Origin of the sequence: Rhabdochromatium marinum (genome assembly GCF_016583795.1) — a bacterium.
Classification (GTDB): domain Bacteria; phylum Pseudomonadota; class Gammaproteobacteria; order Chromatiales; family Chromatiaceae; genus Rhabdochromatium; species Rhabdochromatium marinum.
The window spans coordinates 1-12,728 of the sequence record NZ_NRRS01000048.1 but is presented as its reverse complement, the minus strand read 5'-3'; the positions used below and the strand labels follow the sequence as shown (position 1 = coordinate 12,728).

The window sequence follows — 12,728 nt, the reverse complement described above, 5'->3', positions numbered from 1 at the left end:
TAAACGCCGGCGCGAGACAGCCATGATGACTCTGAGCACCGATCTTCGCATCCACCATCGCCCCCGCCTGAACGTCAGGATCCTGGGGCTGCTGTGCACCGTTCTGTTGCTTGGGGGAGCACCAGCGCTGGCTGACCCCATTGAGCAGGTGCTGGGGATGGCCCAGGCCAGCCTGGTGGTCGGGCCAGCTCAACACCGGCTGATCAGTCACCACGCCGACACGCCCATGATCCCTGCCTCCACCATGAAGCTGGTGACCGCCCTGGCCGCCATCGAGCGCTGGGGGCTGGCGCATCGCTTCAGCACCGAACTGTGGCTCGATGCCGAGCAGCGCCTGTGGATCAAAGGCAGTGGCGATCCTTATCTAGTGGCGGAGGAACTCGACCGCCTGGTGCAGGCGCTGGTGCCAACCCTAGCGCAGCAGGGCCTGAAACACCTGAGCGGTCTGGGGCTCGATGATACCCTCTACGCCAGCGATCTGCGGGTGCCGGGCCGCTCGCGCACCAACAATCCCTACGACGCTCCGCTCTCCGCTCTGGCGGTCAACTTCAACACCGTCAACCTCCAGATCGACTCCATCGGCATCCGCAGCGGCGAGCCGCAAACGCCGCTGACCGCCACCGGCCAGCGTCTGGGCGCCGGACTGGCCGCCGGCCGTCATCGGCTGAACCTCGGCACCCGCGCCCAGGCGCTGCACCATTTTGCTGAGGTGCTGACCATCAAGCTGGAGCAGGCTGGCATTCAGATCGACGCCACGGCGCCGATCATTGCGCCGGTTCCCGCCAGTGCCCGGTCACTGTATCGTTACGCCAACAGCCAGCCCCTTGAACAAACCCTGCGTGACATGCTCAAGTATTCCAATAACTTTGTCGCCAACAATTTGTTTTTACTACTGGGCGAACAGCATGGGCACAGCAGTTTTCCGCAGGCGCAGCGCTACATGGAACACTGGGTGCAACAAAGGTTTGGCTGGCGCACCGCGCGCATTGAGGACGGCGCCGGTCTGTCGCGCGGCAATCGTCTCAGCGGTGCACAAATAATCGACCTGCTCGGCGCCATGGCCCCGTATCGCGCACTGCTGCCCGAGCAAGACGCGGCACCCGGGGTGCGGGCCAAGACCGGCACCCTGAGCGGGGTCAGCTGCTACGCCGGCTTTGTCAAACGCCCGCAGGGCTGGATTCCCTTTAGCCTGATGATCAACCAGGCCGCGCCCTATCAGCTGCGGCGGCAACTGGCGCTGGCTCTGGTGCATGCCCCATCGCTGGAACGCCGCTGATGCCGCGCATGACCATCACGCCTGGCAGCCCCAAGCACACAACCATGCCGCGCAGTGGCGTGCTGACGGCGCTGCTGCTCGTGCTTCTGCTGCTGTGTGGCTGCCAAAGCACCGCCCCAATCACTTCTCCAGCGTCCCCAGCCATAACCACCCCACAACCGGCCGTACCGCCAACCACAGCCGCAGCGCCGGCCCTGATCGCCGAGGTGCCTTACCGCAAAGCCCAGGGCGGCTATCCCTCGCTCGCCCCCATGCTGGCCCAGATCACCCCAGCAGTGGTCAATGTGTCGGTGATCTCCGAGGTCGCCGTCGAGCCCCATCCCTTCCTGCGCGACCCGGAATTGCGCCGCTTCCTCGAAACCTTCAACATTCCGCTGCCACCCCCCGGTGGCAAGCAGAAAAAGCGCAGTGTCGGCTCGGGCTTCATCCTTGATGGCCGTCGTGGTCTGGTGTTAACCAATGCCCATGTGATTGCCAACGCCACCAACATCACCGTCACCCTGAAAGATCGGCGCGATTTCACCGCCCAACTAATCGGTCGCGATCTGGAGTCAGACACGGCGCTGCTGCGCATTCCGCCGGTTGCAGTGACCGGACTAAGCTTCGGTAACTCGAATCAACTGGAAGTCGGTGACTTCGTCATTGTGATCGGCAATCCCTTCGGGCTTGGACAGACTGTCACCTCGGGCATCGTCAGCGCCGTCGGCCGTACCGGGATCCCAGGCGCTCAGCTCGGCGATCTGATCCAGACCGACGCCTCCATCAATCCCGGCAACTCAGGCGGGCCGCTGATCAACCTGGCCGGTGCCGTGGTTGGCATCAACTCTGCCCTGCTCGGCCCCGCTGGTGGCAATGTCGGGATCGGCTTTGCCGTGCCGAGCAACCGCGTGCAGCACGCCTTGCGACGCATTATGGCGCCGGCGCGGTAAGGCGCTCGAAGGCGCGGGTCATCTGCGCCTGATATCCCGTCGCCTGGCGCTCAATGAAAAAGGCCGGGATGTCCTGTGCTTCCGCCAGTTGTAAACCATCATGCGGCCCCAGCGCCAGCAGCGCGGTGGCCAGCGCATCCGCACGCATGCAGGCTTTATCCAGCACCGTGACCGAAGCCAGGTGATGCGTCACTGGGCGCCCGGTGTGCGGATTGATGGTGTGCGAATAGAGCATCCCATCGGTTTCAAAGAAGTTACGATAGTCACCAGAGGTAGCCATGCCGATGTCATGCAGGCTGACCACCCGGAAGACATCCCGCGCCTGACTTTCCGGGCGCTCAATGGCAATGCGCCACGGTCGGCCGGGGCCCGGCCCGGCGGCGCGCAGCTCGCCACCGACCTCGACCAGATAATTATCCAGACCAAGTTGCTGCAAGCGTTCGGCAAGCTGATCCACCGCATAGCCCTTGGCAATAGCAGACAAATCGACATAAAGCTCAGGCAGCGCCTTGCGCAGCGCTGGAGGCTGGAGCCGCACCGCCAGTTTGTGGTAGCCCGTCAGGCGCAACGCCTTGGCAATGGCCTCATCCGTGGGCACCTGATCGGGATGGAACTCCGGGCCAAAGCCCCACAGATTCACCAGACGCCCGACGGTAATATCAAAGGCACCATGACTCAGGCGACTGATCTGCTGCGCCTCCTCAACCACCTGTGCCAGCGCCACCGGCACCGGGAACCAGTCGCCGAAGTCGCCGGCCTCCGCAGCCTCCGCACCAACCCCCGACTGATTGAATTGCGACAGGCTGGAATTCGGATCATAGGTGGACATCTGCGCATTGATGTCTGCCAACTCGGCGTCGAGTTGCTGCTGCACCGTCTGGGCCGCAAAATCAGGTGGCGGATTCACAATTTGTACCGAGTACGTGGTTCCCATGGTGCGCCCATACAGCTCCACAACCTCGGTCTGATCGCGATCACCGCAGGCACTGAGCAGCCAGATTGTCACCAAGATGACCAGCAGTACCCTGGCGCGTACAGAACACCTCAGCAGCCAAGACCAGATATTAAGCCGCATCACGGCATCCCTCCCGTCGGTTTAAACAGCGTCAGCCTGGTACCCGGATCAAAGCGACGCGGCCAGGCTTTTGGATAGGCGCGCCTCAGGGCCAGGAGGTCATTCGCCACCTCCTGGTTGGTGGTATACAACCCCTGAATCACCGCAATCATTTTGCCCTCGGGGCCTGAACGGAAGAAATACAACGACTGGCCATCGGCGCTCTTCTCCAGCGCGAACTGAAATGCGCTGTTTGCCAGTGCAAAAGCCGCGATCTGTATGCCATAGCGCACCGAGGTCAGCACGACCGTGTTAGGCTTTGCGGCCACGTCAGTCGCCGCCGCAGCGGCTGCAGCGGCAACAATAGCGGCTGCAGCTGGCGAAGCGGCGGCATCCTGGTCTGCTGTTTGATCGGGCATCTGATCCGGCCTCTGATCTAGCTCCTGACCGGCGGCCTGATCAGAAAGCTGTCCCGGAATGCCTCCGGCAACTCCAGCAGCACTTTCTGTGTCGGTAGCCGCTATGGCAAGCTGTGCCGGAGTATTTTCCAGCGACTCAGGCACAAGTGACTGGTCGCCGAGGCCCATCTGACGCCCTCGCTCGACTTCAGCCGCGACCGGCCGGACGGCTGCCAGGCCGGAAGCCTGCCGGCGGGCGGCGTCAGCCGTTTCCAATCGCGCCGCCGCCTGCTGCTCCAGTCGCGATAACCGCTCATCGACCCGATCGAAATTGCCTTCAATGGTGGCCAGACGTGATTCGATGCCCTGCACCAGCTCGGGCTTCAGTTGCGCCGATTGGGCTAGGGTATTCGAGGATCCACCATCTTCAGTGCCGCTACCCAATAACCACCAACCCAGGCCAAACAGACCCAGTGCCAACCCGGCCACGGCCCCCAAACCCAGCGCCATGTGACGCTTGACTTGTGTCAGGCTGTCAGACCAGGCCTGATGCAAAGACTTACCGCTGACCTGCTGTTGTTGCGCCGCAGCGGCATCCTCCTCCGCGACCGCGTCCTCTGAACTGGCGACGGCTTGCGCGGCGAGTGGCGGGATGATGGGGTTTTCCTCGGGCACCTCTGAATCGGGTGGGTCTTGCTTGGTCATATCTGCCACTGCCGGTTCCTCGTTATCCTCAGGCATCGGCTCCTCCGGCATTGCTTCCTCTGGCATCGTTTCCTCCAGCCAGGGATCTTCGACAGCTGGCGCTTCAGCTTGGGAATCCGCGCTAGGTTGCGACGGATCTTCGTCGAACAGGTCATCCATCCCCAGATCATCGGTCGCCGATTTCTCAACACCCAAATCCTCGACAACCGCCTCCACTTGGTCTTGTGGCGTTTGCAGCGCATCTAAGATAGTAGCGTCGTCTTTTCCAGGTGGTTGATCTAGCTGCTGATCAGTCGGCGGCTCGGTGACGTCTTCAATGCTCGAAGCCTCAGCGGCTGTCTCGCGCGACTCGGCCATGGCTTCATCCTCCTGCGGCTCGGCTTGGGCATGCGGTAACTGTGATGCTGGGGCATCGTCAGGTTCTTGTTCCAAATCCGGTTCCAGTTCTGGATCCGGCTCAGATTCAGGTTCAGGTTCAGGTTCAGATTCGGGCTCTAACTCGGACTCAGGCTCAGGCTCCAGTTCAATCGCCTCAACTGGAATCAGCTCCTCATGGTCTTCCAAGTCGATCACGGATAGCAGTTCGCTGGCAACTGAGGAAATTTCCGCCATGTCCTCTGTGCTAACGAACAGGTCGCCTGCTTCGGCATCGGCGGTCACCAACGGCTGCGTCTGTTCTTCGACCGGCTCGACAGGAGGCTCCGGTGCCAACGAGTCAACTGGAGCGTCATCTGTCGGGTGATTGTTCGCGATCGCAGCCTTTTCCAGCTGCTCACTCAATTCCTGCTGCGCCCGTTCGCGCAAACCGGAAAACTCACCAAGGGTTTTCCGCGCGTGATCCAGACGTTTTTCAAGCCGCTCCAAGCGGACAGGATCTTGCAAATCATCGGTGATATCATCGACGCCATTGATGAGCATCCGCACCTCAAGTCGCAACGCGGCCAGCCCACATTGCATGCTCGGCAAGGCCGCAATGCCGGTCTCATCCGGCACCCGGAGTTGACCGGATTGCGCCTCGGAAATCGCGTCTGCAACCGCAGCCGGCGGTGGCGGAACATCGCTATCAATCACCTGCTCCAACGCACGTTCGGTCTGATGGATAAATTCGTTGAGGTGCAGACCAATGTCCACCGCATTGACCGAGGTGGGCAACTCAGAGTCCAATGCCTCCTTGCGCAAGGCATCAAGCTGCTCGGCACGACCACACAGCATGTTTAACCCGGTCATGACACGCGCGACAGTTTCACCGCCCGCCGCTGGCGCGGTGGGGGCGGCTTCTTGTTGAGCTTCGTCGTGCATCCCAAACCCCAGGGCTTGCTTACTGAACCAGTTGCGTCGCTGTCATTCTACACCCGCAGCGCCACCACCGATTCTCCGGCTTTTGCATTGAGGATGTTGAATCACAATGGACATGATCCAAACCACAGCTCTAAGCCTGGTGCAGGGGCTGACTGAATTCCTGCCGATCTCCAGTTCCGCACATCTGATTCTGGTGCCCTGGCTGTTCGGCTATCAGCTGCAAAGCCTAGCTTTCGATGTTGCCGTGCATCTTGGCACGCTGGCAGCGGTGATGCTGTACTTCCGCGACGAGCTATGGCGCATCACCCGGGCTTTTTTTAGCCGCTCGCCAAGCCCTAATCCCTCACAAGATCACCGCCAGGATCGCCGCCTGGGCTGGATGCTGGTGATCGCCACCCTACCCCTGGTGCTGCTCGGGCTGCCGCTCAAGACGCTGCTGGAATGGCTGCGCAGCAACGATCAGGTGCTGATGTTGGTCATCGCCGCGACCACCATTGGCTTTGGCATGCTGTTGTGGCTGGCTGACTGGCGCGGTCAGCGGCGGCGCGATGAGTATCAGCTCGACTGGAAAGCGGCTCTGGCCATTGGCTGTGCCCAAACGCTGGCGATTATTCCCGGCACCTCGCGCTCGGGAGTAACCATGACCGCTGGTTTGATGCTTGGCATGACGCGCCAGGCTAGCTCGCGCTTTTCCTTTTTGTTGTCGATTCCGACCATTCTGCTGGCCGGCGCGCTCGAAACCCGCGACCTGCTGGCCAGTCCGGCGCCGGTCGACTGGCTGACCCTGTGCAGCGGCGCGCTGATTTCCGCCCTGGTGGCCTATGCGACCATTCACTTTTTTCTGCACTTGATCGAGCGCATCAGCATGCAGCCCTTTGTGCTGTATCGGCTGCTGCTCGGTGGTGTCATCCTGTGGCTAGCTGTGGTGGGAGGTGGGATATAGTAAGGTTCTGGCAGTTGCGCACAGGACTGGCCAGCAACCCTGTGGATAAGCTGTCTGCAAGGGCATTTTTTCCGATAGACAAGAACGCCTTGCGGCGTTTTGATCAGTTTTTGACCAGGGCTTTCCGCCGCAGCGGCAGCTAAAGGCTTTATGCCACAGGATTTGCCCCCACATTGAGCCCACTCAAATGCTTCAAACACTCAATTTTCACTGACGATCTCCAAGACAGGCCCGCACACTCGTCAACTACCCCGCCCTGAAGGGCGGAGCTTGTGAAGACAAGCTGGGTTGACCAGGGAAAGCGGTGAAAACCCGCTACGTTTGCAACAGGTCGTTGAGACCCACTCCGGGATGCTTCCTCAGTTCCGGACTCTGGAAGATCAGGATCATGCGGGTGAAAGGTAAAGCGCCGAAGGTTTTGATCGCTGCCGCAAGGCAGGAGCCGGTTGCAGACCTTCCCGAGGGGAGCGAGCCGTCAGGCTCCGTCACCAGGCCCGTAAGGGCAGGAATTGAAATGGCTGTCTTCGTATTGGACCAACAAAAAACACCCCTGATGCCCTGCTCAGAAAAGCGGGCGCGGTTGTTATTGGAACGCGGGCGAGCGGTGGTGGTGCGATTGCATCCGTTTACCATTCGTCTCAAAGACCGCATCGGCGGTGAAACCCAGCCGCTGCATCTGTCGCTCGATCCGGGCAGCAAAACGACCGGAATCGCTTTGGCGCGCAATCTTGAGCGCATCGACCTTGAGACGGTTCGCGAGCGATTGACCGCCCGCCGTGCCTTCCGTCGGAGGCGGCGCTCAAAGAACCTGCGCCATCGCGCCCCACGCTGTCACAATCGCACCAAGCCTCAAGGCTGGCTGGCTCCCAGTCTGCGCCATCGGCTGGACACGACCCTGAACTGGGTGAATCGCTTGCAGCGTCTTGCGCCCATCACCAGCCTCCGTCAAGAACTGGTGCGCTTCGACACTCAGGCACTCCAGAACCCGGAGATCAGCGGAGTCGAATACCAACAGGGTGAACTCGCCGGTTACGAGGCGCGCGAATATCTGTTGGAGAAGTGGCACCGCACCTGTGCCTATTGCGGCGCCACGCAGGTTCCACTGGAGATTGAGCACATTCAACCCAAAAGCCGGGGCGGCTCGGATCGGGTCTCCAACCTCACGCTCGCCTGCCGCACCTGCAATCAACGCAAAGGCCGTCAGCCGATTGAGGATTTTCTGAGCAACCAGCCCGAGCGCCTGCGCCGCCTTCAGTCACAGGCCAAAGCCCCGCTACGCGATGCGGCGGCGGTCAATGCGACGCGCTGGGCACTCTTTGAGCGATTGAAGGCCACGGGCTTGCCCGTGAGCACGGGCTCAGGCGGCCAAACCAAATACAACCGCCAACGCCTCGGCATTCCCAAGACCCATGCGCTCGATGCCGCCTGTGTTGGTCCACTCACGGCGCTCCATCGCTGGAACATCCCGACGCTCACCCTTCAGGCCACTGGACGCGGCCGCTATCAGCGCACCCGCCTAAACCGCTTCGGCTTCCCACGCGGCTACCTGATGCGCGAGAAGCGCGTCCACGGCTTTCAGACCGGGGATCGGGTAATCGCTGAGATGCCAACAGGCAAGAACGCTGGCATCCATGTCGGGCGCGTGGCCGTGCGTGCCTCGGGGCGCTTCAACATCCAGACCGCAACGAATCTGGTACAAGGGATTTCACACCGCCATTGCCGCGTGGTGCAACGCGCCGACGGCTATGGCTACTCATTCACCCCAATCCAAACGGAGGAAGCGAGACAGGTGGGTTAACCGCGCTACGCGCGGTGCACTCTGCCTCCCCGCCCTGAAGGACGGGGTTTCTCGCGCAAGACTCATGACGCATGCAAGCGCGAACGTGGATCACGCCGAAATCAGCAAATTCGAGCAACTGGCTGCGCGCTGGTGGGATCCGGACAGCGAATTCAAAACACTGCACGATATTAACCCGTTGCGCTTGGCCTTTATCGAGCGCAAGGTCAAGCTGGCCGGCCAGCAGGTGCTGGATGTGGGCTGTGGCGGCGGCATCCTGTCGGAGGCCATGGCCCTGCAGGGCGCTGAGGTCACCGGCATCGACATGGGCGAGATGCCTTTGCGCATCGCTGAGCTGCATACGCTCGAATCCGGCGCGCAGGTGAAGTATCAGCACACCTCAGCCGAGGCCCTGGCTGAAGAGGCACCGGCCAGCTTCGACATGATCACCTGCATGGAACTTCTGGAGCATGTGCCCGAACCGGCCTCGGTGGTGCGCGCCTGCGCGCAGCTGGTCCGCCCAGGGGGTTATCTGTTTTTCTCCACCCTGAACCGCAACCCCAAGTCCTACCTGTTCGCGGTGCTGGGCGCCGAGTATTTGCTCAACATGCTGCCCAAAGGAACCCATGATTACGCGCGTTTTCTGCGCCCGTCGGAACTCGCGCGCGCGGTGCGCCAGGCCGGACTGGTGGTTGATGAGATCAGCGGCCTGACCTACAACCCATTGACCCAGACCTACCGGCTCAATGCGCACAACATCGACGTGAATTATCTGTTGAGCTGCCAGCGCCCGGCGGCTTAATCTGTTATCAAGCCCCGGTTATTAAGCCCCAATTGTAAGCTATAGAACACAGTGACCGACCCAAGCATGAATCAAGCCACGCCAAGCGACCCGCAGCCCTCCAATCAGCTCACTGATCGTGTCATTCTAGTGACCGGTGCTGCCGAAGGACTCGGCCGCGCAGTGGCCCTGGCCTGCGCGCACCAGGGCGCCACCCTGGTGCTGCTCGACTACGAGGACACCGATCTCGACAGCCTCTATGACGAGATTGAAGCCAGCGGCGCACCGCAGCCGGCCAATTTTCCCCTCGACATGGAGCACGGTGACGAGGATCTTTTTATCGGCGCCGCCGATACCTTGGGCCAGGAATTCGGGCGCCTGGATGGCCTGGCGCACTGCGCCGCGTTCGCGCCTTATCTAACACGCATTGATGACTATGAATGCAAGGACTGGGACAGGGTGCTGCGTGTCAATCTGACTGCACCCTTTCTGCTGACCCAGGCCTGCCTGCCGCTGCTGCGCGCTGCGCCCGATCCCAGCGTGGTGTTCACCGCTGATCGCGTCGGCCGTCAGGGACTGGCCTACTGGGGAGCCTACGCGGCAGCCAAGGCCGGCCTTGAAGGCTTGATGCAAACCCTGGCGGCTGAAAATCAAACTGACCATCCAATCCGCGTCAACAGTCTCGACCCCGGCATTCTGAACACAACCATGCGGCGCGCGCTCTATCCGGGTGAAAACCCGGCTCACAATGCCTCACCTGAGTCGGTCACTTCCAGCTTTATCTATCTGCTCGGTCCCGCGAGTCGCCATCTCAGCGGTCAGCAACTCTGCGCCCCCTGCGGCCCCTAAGGCGTCATGCTCAACAGCCGCTGAATTTTGGCCGAATGCTCCAGAGCACAGGTCCATTGATAAGCGGCTCTCAGCGTCTGACCCCAGGCATAAACGCCGTGGGTCGCCACCATGGCAACGCACGACTGGTTGAGCGCTGCGGCCACACGTTCCGGCACCTGCGCACAATAAGCCTCAAAGGACTGCGGAATCGGCACAATGGGAACACGCGAGAAATAGTGCCGCCCTTCAAAATCAACCGGCGCGAACTCAGTGCCAACACAGCTGGCGGCAATGGAATAGGCGCCATGACTGTGCAGAATCCCCCTAGCCTCAGGCTGGCGTTGATAAACCGCCCGATGCAGCGCCGCATCAAAGGAGGCCCGCTCGGGCAAGTCTCCATGCAGCGGACAGCTCAGCAAATCAGCTGGGCAAAGTTCATCGCCACTGGCGCCGCTGGGCGTCACCCAAAAAAACTCACCATCGCGCACTGAGGCATTACCGGATTGGGCGTCGTTGTAGCCATAGCGGCGCAGGAGTCGATAGTAGAACACCAATTGCTCGCGCACATCCGTCGGTGCCGGCGCCCAGTGCAGCGTCTGCGCAGCCACCGGCTGTGGTTGATGCGCGCGCTGGCGGTGCAGAGTCATCAGTGGATGGTTCAGAATAAAGTCAGCGATGCACTCAGGTTCATTCAACGGCAAGCGGGGCAAGTCTTCCGGCCAATTGCCTGGGATCTGGTGCGGCGCATCAGTGGCGATCGCAATCAAATCCGGGTCATCAAGACGCCGCATCTCCCGCCCGCTGGCTGCGCGATGCACTGCGATACGCGGAAAAGCCGCACCATGCCAGCCTTCGATCAACACTAGATCCGTGGTGGCGGCATCAAAGCGCGACAGCAGCGCTTCGAATCGCGGCACCGCGCCGGGGCCTGGCTGTCCTCCCTCCTCCAGCATGGCCCAGCGTTCGGGCGAAGCAATGAGCACCGAGGCAGCACCTGCGGCACGCAGACGATAAGTATCCTTACCGGGAGTGTCCAGGTCAAAGCCGTGATGGGCGTGCTTCAGGTATCCCAAACGCAAGCCACGCGCGCGCAACACCGGCACCAACTGACTGATCAGGGTGGTTTTGCCGGTGCCACTCGGTGCGGCGAAGCCAACGTGGGCGACTTGAGCTGTGGGCATCAGCATATGCGCTGGCTGGCATCCAGCCGTGCGTGGCGGTTAGTGAGTCGCTGGCCGTGCTTTAGCATCCCGAGATACAGCGCTGCTGGCTGATGATAGTACCGCCACAGTTGCGGTAGCAGGCTCGATAATCGGCGTCACAGGGGCTTAAATCGGGCTGACGATTGCAGTAGGAGGAAGCCGAGCAGCGATTACGATCTGCCTCGGTCTTGGCTGTCGCCAAGCACACAGAATAATTGACCATGGCATTTTGCTGGCAGGCCGTGTTTTCGCGCGTGGCACGGTCCTCAGCTCGCGCGCGGCAGTCCGCCTGCATCCCCAGACATTGGTTCAGACACTGACGACTGGCACTGTCCTCAGGGGGGATGTAGGTGTAGTCGGTTTTATAGATGGGGCCGCAGGCGGTGAGACACAAGCTGGCGCATACGACAGCCATGCCCCAAACTTGGCTGCGCGCACGAAAGAATTTCATCTTGGGTTTACTCGAAAATGGTGATTTTAATGCCGTCATTCCGCACCCCCCTCAGCCGCTTCCAGAATATAACGCCACATACCGCCATCCCAGCAGTTCAAGTAAGGCGTGGTGGTAGTATTGCATATTTAGCACGAGCGGCCTGACCTGGGCAATGACCAGCACATGGATGCCTTTGAAAGATTGGAATACCCAGCGCGCGGTGGGACGAGCACTCGGCTGACCCTTCTGGTTGGGGAAGGTTGCCTGCTGTGCCTTGAGACTCTCGCGGATACGGTGTTCCAGGGCAGCATAGACCAACAAGCAGAGGGTCATCACCATCATCAACGCCATGATGCGCTCGGGTTTCTTCAGGTAGAGTGTCGCGGCCATGAACATCGGGTCTTTGAGGAAGCGAAAGCCGCGCTCGACTGTTTGTTGATCCTTGTAGGCGGCGATGAGCTCGGCTGCGCTGAGCAGTGAGTCATCGAGCTGATTGGTGGCGAGGATGAAACAGCTTTTGCGTTCCAGGCGGCGCTGGTGCTCCTGCACCTGCGAGGCCAGTGCACCGCTGATGCGGTAGACATAAAAGTCTGGCGCCTGCCCTCGGGCCGGGCGGCCTTGGCTGTGGTAGCGAGGCAAGGCCTCAATGCAGGTCTCGCCGAGCAGGCCAATCTTAAGTGTGTGCTCAAAGCGCTCCAATGCCTTGAGCGCATCGGCCTCGCAGGCGAAGTCCATGTTGCACAGCCGCTCGAAGCCCTTGAGTTCGGCCTTGCCCTGTGTAAGGCAGTGCTTGTTAAGGCGCTTGAGGGCGCGTTGGCGCGCCTGCGGTGAATAGACCACAACCCAGCGTTGACGCACCTCACCATAGACGGTGCCTAAGGTGCAACAGGCCTCTTGCGTGGGCTTGTGCATCAACATTGGAGCGACTGCATGGATCATCTCGCAGGCGAGCGTGAGGGTTTCAGGCACGCGCGAAATCCAGGCATAGGTGTCCATCGCCTGGAGGGTGTCGCGGGTGTAGAGCGCGCTGTCGGCCATGAGGATCTCCAGTCCAACATCGGCTTGCAGCTGGTCGAGATAGGCATTGACGGTCTTGCGAA

At 61.0% G+C, this 12,728-nt stretch carries 11 protein-coding genes; 6 read left to right on the top strand and 5 right to left on the bottom strand.

Annotation, left to right across the window (positions count from 1 at the left end; translation table 11 throughout):
* Positions 1–22: 22 nt before the first annotated feature.
* Together CKO36_RS13040 and CKO36_RS13035 are read left to right on the top strand one after the other, a co-directional pair.
* Complete coding sequence (locus CKO36_RS13040; protein ID WP_200284495.1) at positions 23–1,276, top strand: D-alanyl-D-alanine carboxypeptidase/D-alanyl-D-alanine-endopeptidase; 1,254 nt, start codon at positions 23–25, stop codon at positions 1,274–1,276.
* Positions 1,276–2,205: a trypsin-like peptidase domain-containing protein gene (locus tag CKO36_RS13035; RefSeq protein ID WP_242469595.1), complete on the top strand. Its 930-nt coding sequence runs from the start codon at positions 1,276–1,278 to the stop codon at positions 2,203–2,205. Before CKO36_RS13040 ends, CKO36_RS13035 begins: the two co-directional genes overlap by 1 nt.
* On the opposite strand, the gene CKO36_RS13030 is transcribed toward CKO36_RS13035, so the two are convergent.
* Positions 2,186–3,211: an FAD:protein FMN transferase gene (locus tag CKO36_RS13030; RefSeq protein ID WP_338053478.1), complete on the bottom strand. Its 1,026-nt coding sequence runs from the start codon at positions 3,209–3,211 to the stop codon at positions 2,186–2,188. The two genes, CKO36_RS13035 and CKO36_RS13030, sit on opposite strands and share 20 nt — an antisense overlap.
* 68 nt (positions 3,212–3,279) lie before the next feature.
* Positions 3,280–5,661: a hypothetical protein gene (locus CKO36_RS13025; RefSeq protein WP_200284494.1), complete on the bottom strand. Its 2,382-nt coding sequence runs from the start codon at positions 5,659–5,661 to the stop codon at positions 3,280–3,282.
* Between the two features lie 106 nt (positions 5,662–5,767).
* Here CKO36_RS13025 and CKO36_RS13020 point away from each other — a divergent pair, with 106 nt between their 5' ends.
* The 4 genes from CKO36_RS13020 to CKO36_RS13005 all read left to right on the top strand — a co-directional run bounded on the left by CKO36_RS13020 (position 5,768) and on the right by CKO36_RS13005 (position 10,011).
* Complete coding sequence (locus tag CKO36_RS13020) at positions 5,768–6,604, top strand: undecaprenyl-diphosphate phosphatase (RefSeq protein ID WP_200284493.1); 837 nt, start codon at positions 5,768–5,770, stop codon at positions 6,602–6,604.
* 514 nt (positions 6,605–7,118) lie between these two features.
* A complete protein-coding gene (iscB, locus tag CKO36_RS13015; RefSeq protein ID WP_200284492.1) occupies positions 7,119–8,402 on the top strand; it encodes an RNA-guided endonuclease IscB in 1,284 nt (427 codons plus the stop codon).
* Positions 8,403–8,466: 64 nt separating this feature from the next.
* Complete coding sequence (gene ubiG / locus CKO36_RS13010) at positions 8,467–9,183, top strand: bifunctional 2-polyprenyl-6-hydroxyphenol methylase/3-demethylubiquinol 3-O-methyltransferase UbiG (protein WP_200284491.1); 717 nt, start codon at positions 8,467–8,469, stop codon at positions 9,181–9,183.
* Positions 9,184–9,249: 66 nt separating this feature from the next.
* Positions 9,250–10,011, top strand: a complete 762-nt coding sequence (locus CKO36_RS13005; protein WP_200284490.1) for an SDR family NAD(P)-dependent oxidoreductase — start codon at positions 9,250–9,252, stop codon at positions 10,009–10,011.
* Here the strand turns inward: CKO36_RS13005 and mobB are convergent.
* The 3 genes from mobB to CKO36_RS12990 form a co-directional block, all read right to left on the bottom strand.
* Entirely contained in the window at positions 10,008–11,174 is a 1,167-nt protein-coding gene (mobB, locus tag CKO36_RS20300) for a molybdopterin-guanine dinucleotide biosynthesis protein B (protein WP_200284489.1), read from the bottom strand. The genes CKO36_RS13005 and mobB overlap by 4 nt on opposite strands.
* Positions 11,175–11,235: 61 nt before the next feature.
* Positions 11,236–11,646: a hypothetical protein gene (locus tag CKO36_RS12995; protein WP_242469594.1), complete on the bottom strand. Its 411-nt coding sequence runs from the start codon at positions 11,644–11,646 to the stop codon at positions 11,236–11,238.
* A gap of 51 nt (positions 11,647–11,697) precedes the next feature.
* Positions 11,698–12,728, bottom strand: a 1,031-nt coding sequence (locus CKO36_RS12990) for an IS1634 family transposase (RefSeq protein ID WP_200284488.1), incomplete at its 5' end; no start/stop codon positions are given.